General features: G+C 62.0%; 17 protein-coding genes. 4 read left to right on the forward strand and 13 right to left on the reverse strand.

All coding sequences use genetic code 11. From position 1 onward, the window contains the following. Positions 1–109: 109 nt before the first annotated feature. The 3 genes from FHP91_RS14280 (at position 110) to tssA (ending at position 3975) form a co-directional block, all read left to right on the forward strand. The gene (locus tag FHP91_RS14280; RefSeq protein ID WP_186301563.1) at positions 110–451 is read left to right on the forward strand and encodes a BON domain-containing protein; all 342 of its coding nucleotides are present in this window, start codon (positions 110–112) and stop codon (positions 449–451) included. Between the two features lie 232 nt (positions 452–683). Beyond that, complete coding sequence (locus tag FHP91_RS14285; protein ID WP_246116317.1) at positions 684–2696, forward strand: TonB-dependent copper receptor; 2013 nt, start codon at positions 684–686, stop codon at positions 2694–2696. Between the two features lie 184 nt (positions 2697–2880). Next, a complete protein-coding gene (gene tssA / locus FHP91_RS14290; protein WP_222105215.1) occupies positions 2881–3975 on the forward strand; it encodes a type VI secretion system protein TssA in 1095 nt (364 codons plus the stop codon). Between the two features lie 249 nt (positions 3976–4224). Here the strand turns inward: tssA and FHP91_RS14295 are convergent, their stop codons facing one another. The 6 genes from FHP91_RS14295 to FHP91_RS14320 are packed head-to-tail and all read right to left on the reverse strand — an operon-like array spanning position 4225 to position 12354. Next, positions 4225–5004: an OmpA family protein gene (locus FHP91_RS14295; RefSeq protein ID WP_246116318.1), complete on the reverse strand. Its 780-nt coding sequence runs from the start codon at positions 5002–5004 to the stop codon at positions 4225–4227. Positions 5005–5006: 2 nt separating this feature from the next. After that, positions 5007–5990, reverse strand: a complete 984-nt coding sequence (gene tagF / locus FHP91_RS14300; RefSeq protein WP_144310232.1) for a type VI secretion system-associated protein TagF — start codon at positions 5988–5990, stop codon at positions 5007–5009. Then, complete coding sequence (gene tssM, locus FHP91_RS14305; protein WP_144310233.1) at positions 5987–9751, reverse strand: type VI secretion system membrane subunit TssM; 3765 nt, start codon at positions 9749–9751, stop codon at positions 5987–5989. The genes tagF and tssM overlap by 4 nt, the downstream gene beginning before the upstream one ends. Positions 9752–9768: 17 nt before the next feature. Further along, on the reverse strand, positions 9769–11187 hold the full coding sequence (locus FHP91_RS14310) for a hypothetical protein (RefSeq protein WP_186301564.1): 1419 nt from the start codon (positions 11185–11187) through the stop codon (positions 9769–9771). Next, positions 11184–11450, reverse strand: coding sequence for a PAAR domain-containing protein (locus FHP91_RS14315; protein WP_144173619.1), 267 nt, complete (start codon positions 11448–11450; stop codon positions 11184–11186). Before FHP91_RS14315 ends, FHP91_RS14310 begins: the two co-directional genes overlap by 4 nt. Before the next feature lie 43 nt (positions 11451–11493). Beyond that, the gene (locus tag FHP91_RS14320) at positions 11494–12354 is read right to left on the reverse strand and encodes a M15 family metallopeptidase (protein ID WP_246116319.1); all 861 of its coding nucleotides are present in this window, start codon (positions 12352–12354) and stop codon (positions 11494–11496) included. 30 nt (positions 12355–12384) lie between these two features. Between FHP91_RS14320 and FHP91_RS14325 the strand changes: the two genes are divergently transcribed. Then, positions 12385–13176 (forward strand): hypothetical protein, encoded by a 792-nt coding sequence (locus tag FHP91_RS14325; protein WP_144310235.1) that lies wholly within the window; start codon positions 12385–12387, stop codon positions 13174–13176. An 836-nt stretch (positions 13177–14012) separates the two neighbouring features. Here FHP91_RS14325 and FHP91_RS14330 read toward each other — a convergent pair. The 7 genes from FHP91_RS14330 to FHP91_RS14360 all read right to left on the reverse strand — a co-directional run bounded on the left by FHP91_RS14330 (position 14013) and on the right by FHP91_RS14360 (position 22606). Further along, positions 14013–15632 (reverse strand): GMC family oxidoreductase, encoded by a 1620-nt coding sequence (locus tag FHP91_RS14330; protein WP_144310236.1) that lies wholly within the window; start codon positions 15630–15632, stop codon positions 14013–14015. 73 nt (positions 15633–15705) lie between these two features. Further along, entirely contained in the window at positions 15706–17220 is a 1515-nt protein-coding gene (locus FHP91_RS14335) for a CoA-acylating methylmalonate-semialdehyde dehydrogenase (RefSeq protein WP_144310237.1), read from the reverse strand. Between the two features lie 229 nt (positions 17221–17449). Beyond that, positions 17450–17902, reverse strand: a complete 453-nt coding sequence (locus FHP91_RS14340) for a PAS domain-containing protein (protein ID WP_144310238.1) — start codon at positions 17900–17902, stop codon at positions 17450–17452. A 138-nt stretch (positions 17903–18040) separates the two neighbouring features. After that, positions 18041–19246 (reverse strand): dimethylsulfonioproprionate lyase DddY, encoded by a 1206-nt coding sequence (gene dddY / locus FHP91_RS14345; protein WP_144310239.1) that lies wholly within the window; start codon positions 19244–19246, stop codon positions 18041–18043. 62 nt (positions 19247–19308) lie between these two features. Further along, positions 19309–20298 carry an acrylyl-CoA reductase (NADPH) gene (acuI, locus tag FHP91_RS14350; protein WP_144310240.1) on the reverse strand — a complete coding sequence of 330 codons (990 nt, stop codon included), beginning with the start codon at positions 20296–20298 and terminating at the stop codon, positions 19309–19311. 138 nt (positions 20299–20436) lie between these two features. Then, positions 20437–21306, reverse strand: a complete 870-nt coding sequence (locus tag FHP91_RS14355; protein WP_144310241.1) for an enoyl-CoA hydratase — start codon at positions 21304–21306, stop codon at positions 20437–20439. A gap of 34 nt (positions 21307–21340) precedes the next feature. Further along, entirely contained in the window at positions 21341–22606 is a 1266-nt protein-coding gene (locus FHP91_RS14360; protein ID WP_144310242.1) for a CaiB/BaiF CoA transferase family protein, read from the reverse strand. Positions 22607–22675 lie beyond the last annotated feature (69 nt).

Raw genomic sequence — 22675 nt, forward strand, 5'->3', positions numbered from 1 at the left:
TCACTAAGCCTATGATTTCAATTCGAAATATCAATCTGGCATGAACGCTGCTGTAAGCCCTGTGACGACCCATTCGGCGTCATCACGTGTCTTAAACAGGAGTGACATCATGAAACACGGATTTACCACCGCCAGCCTGATCGCTATCGCCGCCTTGTCCTTCGGTCTCGTCCAGCCCGGTTATGCCGCCGACGCACCGGCCGGTGCGGCAAAGCCCGTCCTGAGCGTGTCGGCCGCCGATGCCGCCATCAAGGGCAAGGTTGAGGCCGCGCTAGCTGAAACCACCACGCTGCAAGACGCCAAGATTCGGGTGGATGTCAGCGACGGTGTCATCTTGCTGAGCGGGCAGGTCAGTTCGCCCGCGCAACGCGACGCAGCCGCACAACGTGCGGCCGGAGTGGTGGGCGTCAAGCGGGTGATCAACGAGTTGGCCCCGCCGACCGGCAGCTAACAGGCTGCGTGCCCGACACGTCATCCAGGCGTTGTCTTGGCTAGAAAACGGCGTGCTCGAGAGCACGCCGTTTTTGGTTTTTCAGTGCTAACAGCCGCGTCATCGAAGGCTTGCGACGATCTGTCGCAGCCGGTGTCAGACCATTCTTGCGGTAGGTCAAACGTGCTGCATCACCATTTTCTTATGCTTCGCCCGGTCCAAATTCAGCTCACACCGCTTCCGGGAGTCCGCAATGACACGAATGAAAATCCTGCCCGCCGCCATCGGCCTGTTGCTCGCGCACGGCGCGCTCGCACAGGGCACTGACACCGTCATGGATCATGTGGTGGTCACCGCGCCGGCGATGGCCGAAGCTCTGGTGGTGACGACGGACCCCAAGGCGGCGCGTCAGCCGATTCCTGCGCACGACGGCGCTGACTTGCTGAAGAATATTCCCGGCTTCTCGGTCATCCGCAAGGGCGGCACCGATGGCGATCCGGTATTCCGTGGCATGGCCGCATCACGTCTGGGCATTTTGCTCGACGGCGAGATGGTGCTCGGTGGCTGCGGCATGCGCATGGACCCGCCCACGGCATACGTGTTTCCGGAGGCCTACGACAAGGTCACCGTGCTGAAAGGCCCGCAAAGCGTGAAATACGGTCCCGGCAACAGCGCAGGCGTGGTGTTGTTCGAGCGCCAGGCGCCGTCCTTCGAAACGGCCACGGTCAAAGGCGACATGAGCCTGCTGATGGGCAGCGCCGATCGCAACGACCAGGTGCTTACCGGGCAGGCCGGCACGCCTGATTTCTATGCCGATGTTGCCGCCACACGCTCTGACGCCAATAACTACAAGGATGGCGCCGGCAACGAGGTGCACTCGGCCTACACCCGCTGGAGTACGAACCTCGCGCTGGGCTGGACGCCCGACCGCGATACGCGCCTGGAGCTCTCGCTGGCCAAGAGCGACGGCGAAGCGCGCTACGGTGATCGCAGCATGGATGGGGTGAGGTTCGACCGCGAAAACATCGGGCTCAAGTTCGAAAAGTCCAATATCTCGCCTGTCCTGGCCAAAATCGAAGCGCAGATCTATCGCAACTATGTTGACCACGTGATGGACAACTATTCGTTGCGCACCAATACCGGCATGAAGTCCGTCAACAATCCTGACCGCGAAACCCGGGGCGGCCGTCTTGCGGCAACGCTTAACCTCAGCGATGACACCGTGCTTGACGTGGGCACCGAAGTGCAGAGCAACGAGCACACCCTGCGCAAGGCCAGTAGCATGACCGGTATCCCCAACTATGAGTCACTGTCGCGCACGGCCGACATGCGCTTCTACAGTTATGGCGTGTTCGGAGAGTTGCAGCATATGCTGGCCGACGGGCATCGCGTGATTGGTGGATTGCGTATCGACCGCAGCCGCGCGGAAGACGAGCGGACGGGCAAGACCACATCGGGCACGGAGGAGACTGACACGCTGAAAGCCGGTTTCTTGCGTTATGAGCACGATCTGGGCGGCGGCAAGACGCTGTACGCGGGCCTCGGTCATAGCGAACGTGCTGCCGACTACTGGGAGCGCAACAAGAATCCGGCGGCCACGTCGATGATGATGACCGGCGCCGCCAGCACCTTCGATATCAAGCCTGAGAAGACCACGCAGTTCGACATCGGCGCGCTTCATAACGCCGGTCCGGTGCAGGCGTCGGTGTCGGCATTCTTTGCCAAGCACTCGGACTACATTCTGATCGAGACGCTCCCGGCAGTCAGTACCTGGGCCAGCAATGCCCGCAACGTCGACGCCACCACCTGGGGCGCTGAAGCCGATCTGCGTTATGACTTCACCAGCCACTGGGCCGGCACGGCCACGCTTGCCTGGGTGCGCGGCGAAAACGACACCGACGACACCGCGCTTGGCCAGATCCCGCCCCTGGAAGGACGGCTTGGCATCAACTACAAGGCAGACACCTGGTCGGCCGGGGCGCTGTGGCGTCTGGTATCGGGGCAGGACCGTGTCAGCGTCGGCACCGGTAACATTGTCGGTCAGGACATTGGGGAAACCGGCGGCTTCGGCGTGTTTTCGATCAATGCCAGCTACACACCGAACAAGCGCACGCTGATCTCGGCGGGTATCGACAACCTGTTCGACAAGACCTACGCGGAACATATCTCGCGTAGTGGCGCAAACATTTCAGGCTACGACATCACCGATCGTATCAACGAGCCGGGACGTACACTTTGGCTCAAGCTGAGATTGGCGCTCGACTGAGCGGCACGACTCAGAAACATGGGCGACCCGATGAGGGTCGCCCTTTTTTTGGTCGCGCCTCGCGCCTGGACATGGCGATTGCAAGTGGCCAAACAAAGGTGGTTTCATTTTTATTGCCATGTCATGCTTTCGCGTGACGAATGCATGTTGTATAACCACGGCTTTGATTGCGAAAGAGACCCTGATGGATATCGACGCCCTGATGCGACCACTGGCCGGTGCCACCGAACCCTGCGGGCAGGACATGATGTTTTCCGCGGAGTTCGACTCCATCCAGGAGGCGCGTCGTCACGACGATCCATCCTTGGCGCAGGGCGAGTGGATTACCGACGTCAAAGAGGCTGACTGGCCGCGTGTCGTCCAGATCTGCGAAACGCTCCTGGCCAGGCAGACCAAGGACATTCGGGTCGCCGTCTGGCTGACCGAGGCGATGTGCCATACCCGCGGACTCGATGGCCTGGCAGACGGCTACATCCTGCTGAGTCGAATGTGTGGCCAGTGGTGGGAGCTGCTTCACCCTTTGCCCGAAGACGGCGACATGGGGCAGCGTGTCGGAAGCCTCGACTGGCTCGTCAATCGTTCCGCCCGACTGATTCGTGAATTGCCGCTCACTCAATCCTCGAAAGGCCGCTATTCGCTGCAAGACCTCGAATCGGCGCGGGCGACGGCATCGACCATGGAGCGCAACCCCGGCCTGGCCGATGAGCTCGCCCGCAAGGCGCATCTGACCATGGTCCAGTTCGAGGCGGCCCGAAAGGACTCACCACCGCAGCATTTTGTCAGCACCCTCGCGTCGGTCGAGCGGGCAAGAACCGCTATCGCGTCATTCAAGGCCGCTATTGATGCGGCACTCTCGGATGAGGCGCCGGCCTTTGGCGCGGTGTTTGATGCATTTGACGATCTTGACGCCTTGTGCCGCCGCTATGCCGCCGACGCGGGCGTTTGGTCAGACAATACGCCGAAAGCCGATACCCCGCCCGCTCAGGAGAAAAAGATGCCAACGCAGGATGCGGCGCCTGTGGCTGCCGCGCGGGAGAGGGGGCCGGTTCAGACCCGTGACGAGGCCATTCGGCAACTCAACGACATTGCCGCTTTTTTCAAGCGCACCGAGCCGCACAGCCCTGTCGCCTATCTCGCAGAAAAAGCTGCGCGATGGGGCAACATGTCACTGCATGAGTGGTTGCGCGCCGTCGTCAAGGACGACGCCGCCCTGTCGCAAATGGAAGATCTGCTCGGGGTTGTGCCGATACCGCACGAGACGAACGACGCCAACTACTGAGCCTTGTTCGGCTGCCCGACACCACCAGCGCGCGCTCGCGTCTGCCTTGCGATGTCCCGACAGGGTGTCGTGACCGTGTCGGACGATTGCGCTTGTTTGAACCTAGAAACCGCAGTTGGCCGCGTGTGTCCATGTGCAAGGTATTGAACATGCGATGCTTTTCGGCTTCGAGGCCGATCACCCGGTGGGTGATAGCGCTACGCGTCCGATTGCGGTTTCCAGGTTGAAAGCCGTTTTACCACGGTGATCCTAGTTCGCCAGACGGAATTCGATGCGCCTATTCTTGGCGCGTCCTTCCTGCGTATCGTTCGTCGCGATCGGGCGATCCGGACCCGCGCCCAGGGCGCTCATCGAGGCCTCGGGTACACCTTTGGCGATCAGGTACTCGCGCACGCTATTGGCGCGCGACAGGCTTAGTACCACATTGGACATCCGGTCGCCGCTGCTATCGGTATGGCCGATGATCTGGACGCGGGGTGAGCCGAGTCGTTTGATGGCCGCTTCCATCTCGTCGACGATGGCGGCGCCGGTCGGGGTGAGTGTCGCGGAACCGACCTCGAACTCGATCACACGATTCGACAGGGTCTGGTCCAGCGTCGACTGGGCGCTGGTGCCAACCACCAAGGCGTTGTCGACGGTGTAGGTCGGATTGAGTGCCGTCGCCATGTCGCTCACGATCTTTTGCCGCTGGGCTTCATTGGATACCGTGCCCTTGAGCGCGATTTGCGTTCCATTGACCTGCAATTGGCCGCCGCGAATCTGTTTGAGGTTTGGACCGAGGAGCTTGGACATGTATTCCGTCCAGTTTGGCGGGGGCACGACCCCGCCCACCTCAAGCCGGTCAATGACCGCGTTTGCGCCGTAAATGTCGCGCAAACGGGTGAGTATGGCGCTGCGTGCCGCTTCATCGGGCACAACGCCAGAGGCCACGACTTCTTTGGTCGTGTGTGTAGCGCCAGTGGTGTTTTGCGCCACGGCGTAGGGGCAAAACAGACAGAGTGCGGTCAGGATGCTGATACGGAAAATCATGCTCATTCTCCAAGAAAAACTTCACGAAACGTATTCACTGCAGACTCCAGCGTTGTTTCGCTCTGGTGGAGATAGGACGACAGTTTTGCGACGCCGTAGTCATCGAGCAACATGTCGTGTTGTTCGATCCATTCCGGGTCATCGAGAACAATGACGTGCTCCGGCATGCTCTGGGGAGACATTACGGTCAGCAGCGTTCGGGACGATGCGCCATTGAAGCCGATCACCAGGCGCGCGCCGCGCGCATCGCGCGCGATCAGCACTTGCAGCTCGCAGCTCGTCTTTCGCAGGAACGCGGTGACCAGGTACAACCAGAAGCTGGCGGCAAGGTTGCGGTGTTGTTCGCTGTCGGGCAGGGGCAGTACGAGGGCTTTTTCGATGGGGCTTCCACCACTGCCCAGTACTGGTCGCATCAATAAACCGATCGCCAGAATGATTCGTCGAATCGCATCGGGGGCGGTCTCCGTTGAGATCATTTCAGCGAATCGGGCGATGGAGGTGCCGCGCACGAAATGCCCCAAGGGGTCAGCGGCCACGGCCAAAGCGAAATCGTCGGCGCAGTTCAAGGCCGCGAGTTCGGCGAGTGTTTGCGCCAGTTCGGCGCCGGACAAGGCACCGCGGGCCACCGAACGGAGCTGACCGAAGGGGCGCGACAAACCGGCCGGGCCGCAACGGAACATGAGCAGATCGTCACGCTCAATGGTGGCTACGGTAAGAAAGGGAAAGCGTCGCCCCGAGGCATCCTGACTGGGACGCAAGTGACCAACCACCGACAGACGACTGCGCGGGCCGACAAAGGCGAAATCGACCGCGGGTGCTTCGTCATAGGCGATTTTCCAGCGCGGGTCTTCAGAGAGCAACTCCATGGCGGAGGAGAGCCACCGGTCAAGCATGCGGGTCAGGCTGTGCTGGTTGGGTCCCTTCACAAAATCCCCGCGGCTGGGCAGTTTGCCAAAGCAGGTGGCAGGTGCGGACACGTGGGTCATTGCGCGACTCCCGTGCTTGACATGGCCACGGCAGGCGTTGAAACCGGTCCATTGGCAGGCCGGCGCCGCTGCCCGGCGATTTCAGCTGGCAATACAACACCGCCTAGGCCGCGCTGTGGCGCATTGCCATCGCTGGGCGCGGCTTGTGCCTGGGCACTGCTGATGACGCGCAGATCAACACTGACCTCGACGCCATCGCGAGACCAAGACAAGCGGAAACTGTTGTCGGGCTGCCTCACGCGCCGGGCCGAGTTGATCATCTTCTCCAGGCCAAAGCGACCGGGGAAGTTCACCAGTTCGATGGATCGGCCGTCGAAGGCTGTCGAAACGATTCGCGCGCCAGGAAGGCCGGCGGCATTGGGCCACACAAAGTTCGCCCATTGCGCTGGACCGTTGCGGTAGTCCAGTTTCTGACCATCGATCTCGATGACGTAGCCGGTCGCGCCGGGCACGGGCAGCGGTCGCAGCATGAAGACCGTCTGCGGTTGTGCGCTACCGTCTTCTCCATTGGCGGCCGCGCCGTCAAGAGACGACACCCAGCGTGAGAAACCGGTCATGAACTCGCTTTGCAAGGCGATGCCCAGATCGCCCCAGGTACGCGGTGTCACGGTGTTGCCTCGGCGCACGACAAGCGCGCCCATGGTGGTATCCACATACTTGGCGATGGCGCCCTCAGGACCAAAGACCTGTGCAATTTCCAGCGGTGAGGCTTCAATGCCTGCTTTTGCGGAAAACGGGTATTTGATGGCCAGCTTTCGGTTGAAGGGTTCGTAAACCTGAATTCCCCAGGACTTGTTCAACTCGTGCTCGGCGGGTTGAATGACCGCAGAAAAGCTCTGCAACAGCGGGCGCAGCAACAGTGGCCGCAGCACAGCGCGTTGGTTGTCCGGCATGCCGTTGAGCATCTGTTCATCAACAAACCGCAGGGTGTCGGCCAGTTCGGAGTCGCCGCCGTCGATGGTTTCGCGCAGTAGCTTGATCGCGCCCGGCCCTGGATCCCCCTGGTTTTTAAGTTGATTCAGCCGGGTGCGAACCTTGGACAATTGCTTGAGATAGGTACTCGAAAGCGGTTCGGCGTTGTCTCGCGAGATCATCAACCGACCGAAACCGGCAAACTCTTTGCCGATCGGCCCCATGGCCACTTCAACCGCTTTTGCGCTCATGTTGACGTCGACTTGGACCCGACTGGGCGCCATGCGCAGCACCGAACGTTTGAACCACTCGACAAAACCTTTCTGCGCGCGCTCGATGCCCACATTGGCCATCGACGGGTTATCCCAGGATGTCTGGTCGAAAATCACCTGAATCAAGGTGCCAATTGGTGATGTTGCCGGGTCGCCCAGGCGATTCATGCCGGCGACCGCGGCGGGGAAGGACTCGAATGCGCTAACACTGATTCCCTGCACGAAGCGTGTCCATTCTTCGGCATATTCCTGCTTGTACATCGCGATCAGCGATTTCTGAATCTGCTCGGGACTGCCTTCGAGCGTGAGATCGTCCTTGACCGAGGTTTTCAGCACCCAGTCGGCGCTGTTGTGTTCGCTGGTGGCCGCTTCCTTGATGGCGCGCTGCACGTAGTCACGCCATGCGTCGACCGTAAATGCGCCCGACACGACGTAGCTGCCAGAGACGAGCTTTGCATTGTCGGCCCCGACAATATTGGACACCGTGAGGGGCGGGAAACGTGTCGATGCGCGCGCCTTGAGTTCGGCATACACGCGCTCGGCGGCAGGCATGCCACGCACAACGCGGCGCAACTTGTCCCGGGTCTGATCGACAATGGCCAGATTGTTGGTGAGCGTGGGCCACTCAGGATGATTGGCGTGTTCGAGGTGGAAGCTCAGAATGCGCTCGGCAGCGCGGATCATCTGTTCGCGGGTCATGGTGCCGCGATTCGCTTCGAGCCAACTCCGCCAGAAGCGGGTGATCTGGTCGGATAAATGCCCCACTTCGATATGGTCGTGGCTGGCCAGCATCAGATAGGTCTTGAGCGCGTTGTACGCGTCGTCCACCTCGGTCGGCATGGCCTTCTGATAGGCCCCACCCGCCGTGGGTTCGGAAACATCCTTGGTGGGCGTTTTCTCGGCTTGATTGTTCACCTCGATCAAAAACGCCTCAAGGCGCTGCTGCACGGGCTTGAGCATGAGGTTGCTGACGCCGGCAAAGTATTCGGTCCTCAGTTTGTCCGTGAGCTGTTCGCCTCGGTACAGTCCGAACCCGAGTGAAATCGGATGCGTATCGTTGAAGCGTTCGAGTTGTCCGAGCCGGTCCTGAAGAATCGCCAAGGCTTCAAAACGCGATTGCAGATCGAGGCGCCCATCCTGAACGCGGACCGCCTGACGCAGGTCTTGCTCGACATTCATGAGCAATTCCCGATTGTTCAAGAAGGACCAGCTCCAGCTCCCCAGCATCAGTCCAAACAGGCACAGGCTGCCGAAGACAGCCGCCTGGCGCCAGCGCATCCGCGATCGACTGGCATACTGACGAACCAGATTCCTGTCGGCAAAGACGACCTTCGAGAAAAGGTCCTTCAGGAAGAAGCCATGATTCGAGGTGGCCCGAACCGGCATGGGGCCATCGCCGACCAGCCCGAATTTATGCGTGATCCGCTCGTTCGCCAGTGGCTTGGTCTCGCCATTCTGAAGTGCCGAGGTAATGTAGAAGCCGCGAAATATCGGTTTGAATTGAAAGGGGTTTTCTTCAAAAAGCGTGGCCAGAAAGGCTTTTAATGCAGGTTTGATGCTGGCAAATTCAGACGGAAAGGTGAGTAGCCCCGGTGGCGAGCTTTCGCCCAGGCTGCGTGACATCTGCGCGACACTCAGCGCCCTCAGGCCTTCGTAGAGTTCGTCGAATCGTTGATCGAACTGCGCAATGGCGTCTTCGTTCCCGGCTGGGTCGTAGGGGAGGGTGGCGCCCCACACGCGGTCCCGCTCATTCCAGTCGAGGTCATGAAAGAAATCATGAAAACCCGGTATCAGGTCGGCCTTGCTGAACAGCACATACACCGGCGCAAACACCGCGAGGTTTTCGGTCAGCTCCTGAACCCGCTGACGCAGATTCTTCGCCAGGGTCATCGCAAAGCTCGGTGAGTTGCCAAGAAGCTCGCCAATGCTGACCGTCACGATGATCCCGTTGATCGGCGCACGTGGACGGTATTTTTTCAGCAGGCTCAGAAAGCCCAGCCATTCAGCGCGATCTTCTTCGTGAATGGAATACCGGCCGGCGGTATCGAGCAGGATGCCTTCCGTCGTGAAGAACCAGTCGCAGTTGCGCGTGCCGCCGATACCTTTGATCACGCTGCTGCCACCGTCGTCAAACGGAAACGTCAAGCCGGAGTTGACGATGGCGGTGCTTTTTCCCGCGGCGGGGTTTCCGATGGTCATGTACCACGGCAACTCATACAAGGCGGCAGCGCCGGAGGTTTGGCCGAGGCGCGAGGTCTTGATGGTTTTGACCGCCGCGTGCATGCGCTCCTGAAGTACAGCAATGTCAGATTTGACGGCGTCGTTGGCCGCCGCCTTGGCGTGTTCGCCCTGTTGTTCCAGCATGGCGCCAAGATCTTCGGCCGATCGTCGGGCGCGACGTCGGCGAACAAACCAGACGACAAGCCACAACGCAAGGAGCACGCCGCTGGCCATCGCCGCCCAGAACAAGGCAACTTTCAGTGTTTTTGCACCAAGAAAGAAGAAGGCCATGGCCGCGCCGATACCGATGAAGGCGAGAAGCCGGGAGTCGCTAAGAAGGGATCGAAGTCGTGACATGAGAGCGGAATATCGAATCAAACGGCAGGGGGCATGCCACCAGCCACAAGCGGCATCGGGCGGAGGAGCACGGCTGAGCGTGCCGTGGGATGTTGTTGGCTAATGCAAAGGACGGGCTGTGCAAGCGACAGGGCGTGTTCATGCGCGCAAGCAAGGGCGAGCAGGGCGCCGAAGGGGGGCGTTGCGCCGCAGGCGGCGCCGATGCAGGGGCAATCGGCGAGCGGATCGAGCTCGGTAAATGTTTCGCCCAGGGCGTCCAGTAGTTCCCCGACGCGACTTTGCCGATGGTCTGCGTCACTGACAACGGCCTTGATGTCGGCTGGCGCAACGCGATGAACAGCGAGTAGTCCGGCGATCAGTTGCTCGATCAAGGCGCCACTGATCCGGCCGCCGGCGTCGACTGATTTTTCGCGCTCGGCCGCGCTGACACGCGTCAGTTGGACTGAGGTATCGGAGCTGTCGGGATTGCCGAAAAGCAGACATACCCCGCATTCGCCCGGGATTTGCCCGCTTTGACGGTCGGCCGAGAACAAGCCTTGGCGGCCAGACCATGACGCGGCGGTGCGTGATCCGATTGATGATGCAGCGGCCAAAACCATGGTGAGTGCGTCGTTCGAGGTGCCCGCCGCATCGAGAACCATTCGGTCAATGTGCGCCATGACGTCGGACTCGTTGGCCGCCGCTCGAAGGCTCAGCGCCCGTTGCGTGGGCTCGAACGCGGCCAGATAGTGTGATTCGAGCCAGGACTGCAAGCGGGGAAACAGTGCCGCATCGATACCTGGAGGGATAAGCCACACCAGATTCAGGCGGGATATTGCGGTGCACTGACTCAGTGCCTCCTGTGCCTGGGCGATCCCCGCGGGAAGAATCAAATCGACCAGTGCGAGCATTCGTAAATGTTCAGAGCGCCCGATGTCTTCGGCCAGCGAAGCGTCGTGCTGCGCAAGACTTTCGCCGATGTCATCCGTGTCGAGCGCGTCGATGCGCGCCGTAAAGATCGGAAATCCGGCGTCGTCGAGAAGTGAATTGTCAGGTGTTGGCCGGACTCCGGTGGCCTGCGCCGCCAGCATGTCCGACGGGCCATCGCCGCTCCCGGAAATGGCGAACGCACCGATGAGGTTGATCGTGAAGCCACGCTCAATTTCAGCAGTCTGTGTGGCGCCGTTCGCCAACGGGTCGACGCTGTCGCTTGGCGCCGATGTCTGAGAAGCCGCCGGCGCTTTGAGATGTTCAATAAAGCCGCGCAGCAACGCATATCCGCCGACAATCGCCAAGGGCAGGGCGCCCAAGTAGAGAAACAACTCGGTGGTGGATGGCGTGTGATCATTACCTTGCCACCAGCCCAGCACCAACGCCCAGATGAGTGCAACAGCAAGAAGACTCGCACCGATTATTTTGAATGCCGACACAATCATGGGGGATGAACGCTGGCTCAATCGGTGGTCAGGGACTGGCTGGCAATCAGTGATGCACCGCAGGCGGTGAGATCGCCGTGGCGTGCGGCGGGCCGACCATCGATCAGCGCCGTCGGGTCACCCGTGGCGATGGTGGTCACGCGACCATGGCCTTTTTTTGGGCAGCTCACCTGGTCGCCGACACGGGCGATTCCTCGACCGCCGCAATCGCTGCTTCCAGACGCACTGATCACCGTTCCGCCGTGGCTGGTTTTGTCTCCCAGCAGAATAAAAGGGCGTGTCATCACAATCTCCACTGACTCAATAGGGGTCCAGGCACCGCGACCGTCAGGACGCCGTGCTGCCCAGCACACCGTCTCGCCGTAATTCCACATGGCCGAAATCACGCATTCGCCACCGACCACCCCAGGTAAGGCCCACGGATTCGGCCAACTCGCCGTAAAGCGCATACCCGCGCATCGCCCACGGATCGTTCTCTGAAATGATCAATTTCCCATCCCGGACAAACGCACAATCTGCCGCCAGTCCGTATTGGTGGTAGCTCATGTAGGCGACAGCCTGAGTTACGCGGGACCCCAATGCCGCCAAACGGGCCTGGCGATCCGGGCTTCGGTACCCCTCAAGCAGCGTGATCTCATAGCCATACCGTTCTCGCATGGCCTGGATGACAAAGAGCAGGCGACGGGTGAAGTCGTCGTCCAGTTGAGACCAGTTGCGGCTGGCATCCATGACACCTGGGCGAATCTGCTCAACCTCGCGGGTCGTAAACACGTCCGGCGGCAAAGATGGCGGCGGAACCAATTGTTCGCCATGGAGCAGTGCGGCGATCTGGCGGTCGGGCACGTAGGTGCGCTCAGAAAAATCAAAAACCGTCGGCCCGCGCAGAAAAATGGCGACAAGCGGTGGGGTAGCAATCATCACCGCGCCGAAGAGGATGGCGGCACGGCGTCGGATGGCCCAGGCAAAACTGCTTCCAATCCGACCCTGCAAACCGTATCGGGTCGCATCAATCATTGATGCCGCAAGCTTCGACAATTGCCATAAACGCAGCCTTAGCGAGCTCGCTGATTGTCGCCAGCTTGATGCCGCGACAGCTCGCTGCTCAGGAAACATGAGCAGGACAACTGCGGCAAAAATGACGAAGAAATAGACCAGCAAACCTAGAAGGATCACGACGCGTGCTGCCATCCATTCAAACGGGTGCTCGCCGGAAAATTTGTGCGAGTCGTTCTCAAAAGTTTTTCCGGCACCCAAAAAAGCGCTATCTTACGACATCCGGATATTTTGATCCCTATTTTTTACGACAATGTAATGTCAGAACATACGAAAATGACCCCGGCGGCGACGCCCCGACTCGTCGGCGTCGGCAGCTCGCAGTCCAGCCAGTCATATGTCAGCATCCTGAAAGACCTCGATCCGACACGTCCGGAGTCCCGTGCGTCGTCACGACGACCAAGGCTGTTGATCCCGATGCTTGCGCTTGCCGCGATTACCGGCGGCGTCGTGGCGTCGCTTGTGGTGGGACATTTTTCGTTCGGGAGTCGTTGGACAGACAGCCTCGCGACGGTTTCGCCCTCCGTCGTGCAGCCAATGTCGCCCATTGCTGACGCCAAGCACACCGATGAGACGACAGGTGACGGACCGTTGGTATTGCTTGGGTCACCTACGAACAACACTGCTGCAGTAATTGTTGAGACGCCTCAGCCGCAAACAGAGCCGCTCAGCCAAACGGTGGCGACTCAGGATGGCGCGATCATGCCATCGAAGCATTCGGTGGCAGAGCCCGTAAGCGCGATCGCCAAATCGCCACCGGGAAATGCCACGGCGCAGATCAAGCCACGCGCGAACCGAAAGCCGACCCGCGCCGACAAACGCCGCGCAACGAAATCGGTACGTCAATCCCGCGTGAGTCATCGCGCGTCAAACAAGGCCGAGGTCGTTCAACAGGCCGCGGTTGAACGTGACGTCGATATCATCACGGCCATCGTCAAGGACGTACCCAAGCGCTAGTTGGTGCGCTCAGGACATGCGCAGCGGCATGCAGCAGTCGACTGCTGCGCGCGCACTCGCTGACGTCCTAACGGCAGGTATCCGCCCGCGGGGCCATTGCCGTGTCGGTCGTCGGTTGGTTGGACGCCAGCGCGCACCGGTGCCCCCGGGCGGTCACGACGAAGATGTCCCGCCAAGCGGCATGGGCGCGATTCCGATTGCGATCCGAGTCATCGGACGGATAGCGCGATCTTTGGGTGGTATTGCGGCATCGCAGTCCGCTGTCGGGCTAGGCAATGGTTTGTAAATGCAATGCGTCGCGCGGCTCCCGGCTTCCGGCTCCCGCGGTCAGTTTGCCGTTGGCGTCGTCGCTGAAGCTCGGTCAAGAACGGACGCGTACAGCGTCGGGGCAACGCCAGGCTCGAATCCAATCCGTTCCGCGTGCTCAGGCGGCGCTCTTGCTGGCCGGCTTGAGACCGGTAGGCTCCTTTCATGCCCAGATTTTTGTGTAGATTGAGGACCAGATGAACGCGTTCAGCCAGGGGCGGAAGTTCCATCCCGGACAGCGTGGCCGGCAGGCGCAAATCGCGCAACAGCACAAAGGCTGAAAGCGATTTCTGCGAAAACCGAGCCCACGGTTGGTGCGGAGCTGCGCGCTTGTTCATCACCCTGTCAACGCTTCTCGGTACCGGGCGAGCAGGGGGCTTTTACCTCCAGGCTGCTGCGCCTGACCGGGCGCACCAATAACGAAAGACGCCTTGCGGCGCCTCTCTCAGTGCAGAACGACCACCGTTTGGCGCCGCGCGGCACGCCTGGCCGGGGATCGCTGGGGTGGGTCACCCCCCCGGCGGCCTGGTTCAGGCGTGCAGGCGAGCGGCGCGGATGAGTTGTGCGCCGCGCTCGGCGATCATGATCGTCGGCGAGCTGGTATTGCCCGAGGTGATGGTCGGCATGATCGACGCGTCGACCACCCGCAGCCCGGTCATGCCGCGCAGTCGCAGTTCGGCGTCGGTGACCGCCATTGCATCGTCCGCACGGCCCATCTTGCAGGTGCCGACGGGATGGAAGATGGTCGTGCCGACGTTGCCCGCGACATGCGCCAGTTGCTCATCGGTGGTGAATTCCGCGCCCGGCAGGTGTTCCACCGGTTTGAATGGCGCGAGCGCCGACTGCGCGACGATGCGACGGGTCAGTCGCAGGGCGCGGGCCGCCTTCAGGCGATCCGCCTCGTGGGTCAGATAGCAGGGCGCGATCTTTGGTGCACTGCCCGGGTCGCGGTCGCGGATTCCGATGTGGCCGCGCGATTGCGGGCGCAAGTCGCAGACGCTGGCCGTGAAGGCCGGAAAGCGATGTACCGGATCACCGAACTTGTCGAGCGACAGCGGCTGGACATGGTATTCCAGGTCCGGCGTCTCGAAGGATGGGTCCGACCGGGCAAACAGGCCGAGCTGGCTAGGCGCCATGGTCAGCGGGCCGCGGCGGAAGAGGGCGTATTCCAACGCCATCATGGCCTTGCCCCACAGGCTGTTGGCCTGCTGGTTGAGCGTCTTGATGCCCTGCACCTTGTAGACGCTGCGCAGTTGCAGGTGATCCTGCAGGTTCTTGCCAACCCCCGGCAGCGCATGGACAACGGGGATGCCCAAGGATTGCAGCATGTCCGGATCGCCGATGCCCGAGCGTTGCAGGATCGCGGGCGAGCCGACGGCGCCGGCCGACAACACGGTCTCGATGCGGCTGTGTGCCACGCAGGACTCGTTGCCGCGGCGGAATTCGATGCCTCGCACGTGCTTGCCTTCGACCACCAGCTTGTCGGACAGGGCACCGGTGACGATGCGCAAGTTCGGACGTGAGCGGATCGGATCGAGAAAGCCGCGAACGCTGCTCCACCGGGTGCCCCGTTTCTGGTTGACCTCGAACTGGCTGACGCCCTGGTTGTCGCCACCATTGAAGTCCGGCGTATTGGAAATGCCGGCCTGTACCGCTGCCTCGGCGAACCGATCGAGAACGCGCCACGACAGGCGCTGCTGCTCCACCCGCCATTCGCCGCCGGCGCCATGCGTTTCGCTGGCGCCGTTCCAGTGATCCTCAACGCTCTTGAAATGCGACAGCACGCTGTCCCAGCGCCACCCGGAATCGCCGGTGAGATCGGCCCATTCGTCGTAGTCGCGCGATTGCCCACGCAGGTAGAGCATGGCGTTGATCAGCGTGCTGCCGCCCAAGCCCTTGCCGCGGGCATAGATGATCGAGCGGCCGTTGAGGCCCGGTTCCGGCTCGGTCATGTAGCACCAATCGGTACGTGGATTGTTGATGCAATAGAGGTAGCCGACGGGGATCTTGGTCCAGATCCATTTTTCGTCATTTCCGGCTTCGAGCAGCAGGACGCTCACGTCCGGGTCTGCCGACAGTCGGTTGGCCAGCACGCAGCCGGCCGCGCCGCCACCGACCACGATGTAATCAAATTCGCCTAGATCGTTCATGAGACTCTCCTGGAATGAAAGGCGCAAAGCACGCCCGCCTCCGTCGGAGGCGGACAGGGTGGCGTCGATGCGCTCAGTTCACCGGCATCACGAACTCAGGACCCTTGGAGCCGCTGTCGGGCCAGCGCTGCATGATGCTCTTGTAGCGGGTGTAGAAGCGCACGCCTTCCTCGCCGTAGGCATGGTGATCGCCGAACAGGCTCTGCTTCCATCCACCGAAGGAGTGCCAGGCCATCGGGACCGGCAACGGCACGTTGATGCCGACCATGCCGATCTGGATCTTCTGTGCGAACTCCTGCGCGGTGCGGCCGTCGCGGGTATAGCAGGCTACGCCGTTGGCGAAGGTGTTGGCGTTGATCAATTCGACGGCCTCGGCGAAGGTTTCTACCCGTACCACGCACAGCACCGGTCCAAAGATCTCTTCGTCGTAAATCTTCATGCCGGGCTTGACGTTGTCGAACAAGGTGGCGCCGAGGAAGTAGCCCTCTTCGCGGCCCGAAACGGTGAGGTTGCGACCGTCCATGACCAGGGTCGCGCCCTGTTCGACGCCAGAGCCGATATAGCCCTGGATGCGTGCCTTGGCTTCGGCAGTAACGACCGGGCCCATGTCGGCGCCCTGTGCCTCGCCGTCGTTGATGTTGAGCTTCTCGGCACGCGACTTGACCTTGGCCACCAACTCGTCAGCAATCGCGCCGACGGCAACCGCCACCGAAATGGCCATGCAGCGTTCGCCGGCAGAACCGTAGGCGGCGCCGATCAGGGCGTCGGCGGCCTGGTCGAGATCGGCGTCCGGCATCACCACCATGTGGTTCTTGGCGCCGCCCAGGGCCTGCGAGCGCTTGCCATTCTTGGAGGCGGTTTCGTAGATGTAGCGGGCGATCGGGGTCGAGCCGACGAAGCTCAGCGCGTGCACGTCCGGGTGGTTGAGCAGCGCATCGACCGCGGTCTTGTCGCCCTGCACGACGTTGAACACGCCGGCCGGCAGACCGGCCTCGCGGAACAGCTCGGCGAGCAGCAGCGACGGGGATGGGTCGCGCTCGGAGGGCTTGAGGATGAAGCTGTTGCCGCAAGCGATCGAGACCGGGGCCATCCACATCGGCACCATCACCGGGAAGTTGAACGGGGTGATGCCGGCGGTCACGCCGAGGGGCATGCGCTGGCTCCAGTTGTTGATGCCACCGCCGACGTTGTCGGAGAACTGGCCCTTGAGCAACTGGGGGATACCGCAGGCGAACTCGATGATCTCGATGCCGCGCTGCACTTCGCCGCAGGCATCGGGGAAGGTCTTGCCATGCTCACGGGTGATCAGGCGGGCCAGATCTTCGGTGTGCTTCTCGACCAACTCCTTGAACTTGAAGAGTACGCGAGCACGGCGCTGGACGGCCGTGGCACCCCACTTGTGTTGAGCGGCAGCCGCGGAAGCGACGGCGGCTTCTACATCGGCGACGGTGGCCATTCGCACGTGGCGGGCAATCTTGCCCAAGGCGGGATCGAACACCGGCTTTTGCTCGTCACCGGTGCCCGGGTGGAAGGTATTGTCGATCCAGTGGCCGACAAGATCCGGGGCCGAGGTATACGTGAAAGTCATGTCTGCTTCTCCTTTGGGTTGGCATTGCGGCTGCGAAATGGCATTTAACAATAAATAAACTTTTCGGTCTAATTAAATCTTTCCGATATGATATTTCAGTTGCTTATAGCAACAGCCGTGCTTCGATGATGGGTCGGGCGGATCGCGCGAGGCGGTTTCCGGAAATCTTGCTGCCGGATTTGCGGCTCCTGTGGCAGCCCCCATCCCTGGGCAAGCCGCCATCGGCGCGTTACGGTTTGTGGGGCGCCCCGGGGTCGGGTGGCGCTTCAAGCGCACTCATGCGTTGCTGGAGCGCTCGTTCACGGGCGCGGCGCTCGGTCGCGTCCCTCGCGATGGCCACCGAGCCGAGCACCTCGCCATGCGCATCACGCACGAGCGCAAAGCTCATCTCGACATAGATCGTGGCGCCGGCAGCCGTGCATGCGCGAGTGATCACCGCCTTGCCGGCGAGGCGCGTTTGGCCGCTCGCCAGCGCGCGGTGAAACCCAACCCAGTGGGCGGCACGCAGCCGTTCCGGAATGATCAGGTCGAGGCTCTGGCCAAGCGCCGCGTCGCTCGAAAAACCGAAGAGCGTCTCGGCGGCGGGGTTCCAGATTTGGATCTTGCCTTCGCAATCCGAAAAGATCACGGCGTCGGCGATCTGCGTCAGAACATGGTGTGACAGTGCGGCATTGGCATTCATTGGCGGCCCTCCTTGACCACGCATCAGGCGAACCGGCGCACACGTCGACCGTGCGCGACAGGGTTTCGTCGCCAGCTTACACAGACCGTCGCGCCCGATCGCACCGTGTGCGACAAGGCCGCGACGGCCCGTGCTCGATCAGCGCTTCCAGTCGCGCAGTTCGCAGACCGCCTTCTCGTGCGGCGGCAAGCCCTTCGGCCCCATCGGCCCGGAAGCCGGATTGCACAGGCGGGTCGACTGCTCGTTGTCCTGCGCGGTCGAACGTGCCCAGACGGTGACCAGGCCCGAGTTCTCGATGGTCTGGTTGCAGCCTTCCTTGGCGTGGAAGGCATGGATCGCGTTGCGCTCGAAATAGGTCAGCCACTCATGCTTCGCGTCCTGGTTGGCGAACCATTTCTTCCAGCGGTCGTTGGCGCCATCGATCTCGACGCGCCAACCCGTTTCGGTGCGTGCGTGCTTGAACTCGTCGCTGTCCCAGTGCATCACCATGTACTTGTTCTGATCGATGCACTGCGGCTTCGTCAGCGTCATGTAGATTTCTTGCGGGTGATGATAGTGGAAGGGGTAGGAGGTGTTGAACAACTGCACCGTCATGCCAATCTCCGCGCCAACGGTCTCACCATCGATCTCCTTGATGCGCAGGTTGCCCCAGGGCCCCATGAGCTCGGCGTAGAGATAGCCACCGCGGAAGCGGTCGGTACCGGCGGCCGGGTTTTCGGCATAGAACGGAATCCAGCCGACAGATGACCACAGCGTGGGCAAGCCCTTGATGCTGATGTCGTGGCTCCAGTGTGCCGTGGTGTCGGTCCGCGAGGTGACGGCGACGAAGTTCTCATTGAGCGCCAGGCCGGCCTCACCAATAGCGCCGCCCATCTTGCGGTAGTAGTCGGTGAGCAGGGGGCGCTGGAGCCAGGTCGACACCGGCGACAGCGCCTGAACTTTGGCACTCGGCGTGTACAGCGGGAACGCGTCATAGTCCTTCTGCGGATCGAAACAGCGCTTGGCCTTGTCGGGCTCGGCGATGATCGCGCTCAGATGCTTGGCGAGCAACTCCATGTCGCGGTACTTCATGATGCAGCGGGTTTGCTGCTTGCCGGTCTTGGCGTCGAAGGTCTGGATGGTGGCCTCGGCCGAATCCTTGCATTGACCGGTCGGCGTCTCGATTGTCTTGAGATACTGGCCGAGGTAGGTGAGCGATTCCGACCAGAATTGATCGACCAGTTTTTGCTCCGCCGCGCTGTAGGTGCGCGGTTTTACATCATCCTGGCAGACAAACTCGGCCGCCATCACCTGAGAGCTGGCCAAAATCGACCCGAACAACAGTCCTGCGTATCGTTGAAACATGATTGTCTCCTCACGTTGGGAAGGGCGGGGCCATTGATTTTTTTGGTCCCCGCCCGGGTTCATCAGGCGTTGACGTCTACCACCACGCGTCCACGCAACTTGCCGTCGAGCATTTGGGTGGCCATCGGAATCGCCTCGGCAAGCCCGATCTGATTGGTGATCAGGTTGAGCTTCGAGATGTCCAGGTCGGTCCCCAGACGCTGCCATGCGACCAGACGATCGGCCCGCGGGCACATCACGCTGTCGACACCCGCCAGGGTGACGCCGCGCAGGATGAAGGGGGCAACAGAAGACGGGAAGTCCATACCGCCAGCCAGTCCGCAGGCCGTCACCACGCCGCGGTACTTGGTGCTGGCGCACACGTTGGCGAGGGTGTGGCTGCCGACGACATCGACGGCACCGGCCCAGCGCTCACGGGCCAGCGGCTTGCCCGGCGAGGAGAAGGCCTCGCGGTCGAGCACCTCGGCAGCGCCGAGTTCCTTGACGTAGTCGGCCTCTTCCGGGCGACCGGTCACGCCGACAACGCTGTAGCCGAGCTTGGAGAGCACCGAGACTGCGACACTGCCCACGCCACCGGCAGCGCCCGTCACCAGGATCTCGCCCTTATCCGGCGTCACGCCATGGCGCTCGAGCGCCAGCACGCACAGCATCGCGGTATACCCGGCGGTGCCGATGGCCATGGCCTGTTGCGGCGTGAACTGGGCGGGCAACGGCACCAGCCAGTCGCCCTTCAGGCGGGCCATCTGCGCCAGGCCGCCCCAATGCACTTCACCAACGCCCCAGCCATTGAGCAGCACCCGGTCGCCGGCCTTGTAGTCGGCGTGGGTGCTGTCTTCGACGGTACCGACGAGGTCGATCCCCGGCACCAGCGGAAAGCGCCGCACGACCGGGCCGCGACCGGTGATGGCGAGTGCGTCCTTGTAGTTGAGTGTGGACAGGGCCACGCGGATCGTCACGTCACCTTCGGGCAACTGCGATTCGTCGATGTCCTGCAATGCGGCCCGGTAACCGGCCTCGTCTTTCTCGATCAAAATGCCTTTGAACTTGCTCATTTCCTGCTCCCTCTCTTGGAATTGAATCTGTCAGTAGCCAACGCTGGCCCGACAGTACGGCGCGTTGCTCAATGCCCCTGTGCAATGCAGGGGTGCGAACAACGCCCGGTGAACACCGGCCTGAGCCAGCGTCCGGATTCACCGGTGACGAAACACCGGTGCGCGTTTGGCCAGAAAGGCGTTCATGCCTTCTTTCTGACCATCGGTGGCAAAGGCCGCCTGGAACAGCCGGCGCTCGTGCAGGACGCCTTCGGTCAGGCCGACTTCCTGCGCACGATTGACGGCCTCCTTGGCCAGACGCACGGCCGGCATGTTGTAGCCGGCGATGGTGTGTGCCGCTTCTAGTGCGGTCTGCAACAATTCGGTAGCGGGCACGATACGCGCCACCAGCCCAGCGGCCTTGGCCTCGACCGCGGTCAGGTTGCGACCGGTTAGGATCAGGTCCATCGCCAGCGCCTTGCCGACCGAGCGCGTGAGCCGTTGCGAACCGCCGATGCCGGGCAGGATGCCGAGCTTGATCTCGGGCTGGCCGAAGTGCGCGTCATCCGCGGCAATGATGAAGTCGCACATCATGGCCAACTCGCAACCGCCTCCGAGCGCATAGCCGCTCACCGCGGCAATGATCGGTTTGCCGACGCGCTGCAAGTCTTCCCAAGCGGCAAAGATGTCGTCGGACTGCAGGTCGACAAAGGACTTGCCGGCCATCTCCTCGATGTCTGCGCCGGCGGCGAAGGCCCGCGGACTGCCGGCAATCACGATGGCGCCAATGTTGTCGTCCTTGTCGAACAGGCGCAGCGCCGCCACGACTTCTTGCGACATCTGCACATTGAGAGCATTCATGCTCTTCGGCCGGTTCAGGGTGATCAGGCCGACGCGTTCTCGGCGTTCGACCAGGATGGTTTCGTAGCGCGGCGCGGCAAGCGGCGTGGGCTGAACGACGGGACTCGGCGCAGCGTTTTCCTTGAGTTTTGTGGCGGACGCGGCGGACGGGCGGGGGTTGGCTGACATCTTCAGGGTCTCCTTTGACGGCTCTCTTGGGGGCTCAAGCGCTGGCGCGCTTCATGGGGGTGACTGCTTCTTGTGGCTGGGGCACGTCGTTGGCGCCGGTAGCGGGCGCGTAATCTCCGGTGCCCGACATCAGTTCAGACAGGATGCGGTCGCGGTGCTCGTCGAGCGCCGGCGCACGCAGCGGACGGGCAACGTCGATATCGGCTGCGGAGCTGAGCTTGATCGGATTCCCGGCGGTGCGGACCGGGCGCTCGGCTGCGCCCTCCACCTGGATAATCATGTTGCGCGCCTGCAGCTGGGGGTGGCTGAACAGGCGGTCGATGGTGTTGATCGGCGCGCAGGGCACACCGGCCTCATTGAGCCGATCGATCCAGTGGTCCATCGGTGCAGTGCGCGTGATGGCCTCGATGGCCTCGACCATCGCCGGGCGGTTGCGGCAACGCAGATCATTGCTGATAAACATCGGGTCGAGTGCCATCTGCGGCGCGTCGAGCGCATCGGCCATCAGCATGAATAGCTGGTCATTGCCGGCGGCGATCACGAAACGGCCATCTTCGGCGTTGAACGTCTCGAAGGGCGCGAGTGACGGATGGCTGTCGCCCGTGCGGGTCGGCACCTTGCCTTCCACGTCGTAACGCGCGAGCGCGGTTTCCATCAGCGCCGCCTGGCAATCGAGCATGCCGATGTCCACACGCGTGCCCTGGGCGTCGCGGGTGCGTTTGTAGAGCGAGGCGATGATGCCAACCGCAGCGAACAACGCGGCGCCGAGGTCGCCGAAACTGGTGCCGACACGTGCCGGCGGCGCGTCGGGCCAACCGGTCAGGCTCATGATGCCGCCCATCGCCTGCACGACCATGTCGTAGCCCGGTAGATCGCTGAACGGACCGGTGTGTCCGAAGCCCGAGATCGAGGCATACACCAGGTGGGGATGCGTCCGCGCGAGGCGGTCGGCGCCATAACCCAGGCGGTCCATCACACCGGGCCGGAAGTTTTCGACCAGCACGTCTGCCTCGCTCAGCAGGCGCTCGAGCAGATCGCGGTCCCGCGGGCTTTTCAGGTCGAGCGCGATGCTCTCTTTGCCGCGGTTGAAGCACATGAAATAGGCGGACTCCTGACCCACGAATGGGCCGAAGGCGCGGGTGTCATGCCCGGTGGCCAGGCGCTCGATCTTGATCACCCGCGCGCCAAGATCGGCCAGCACCATCGTGCAGTAGGGGCCGGCCAGCACCCGGGAAAAATCCAGCACAGTAATGCCCTCAAGCGGGGCCTTTTTCGGCGGCGCGTCTTTCGCTGCGTCCATAAGATCTCTCCTCGTTGGTGTCGTCGCCGTTAGCGACGTGTTTTCGTTCTAGTGTTCAGTGCTACTTCG

This window comes from Denitromonas halophila (assembly GCF_007625155.1).
Taxonomy (GTDB): Bacteria; Pseudomonadota; Gammaproteobacteria; order Burkholderiales; family Rhodocyclaceae; genus Nitrogeniibacter; species Nitrogeniibacter halophilus.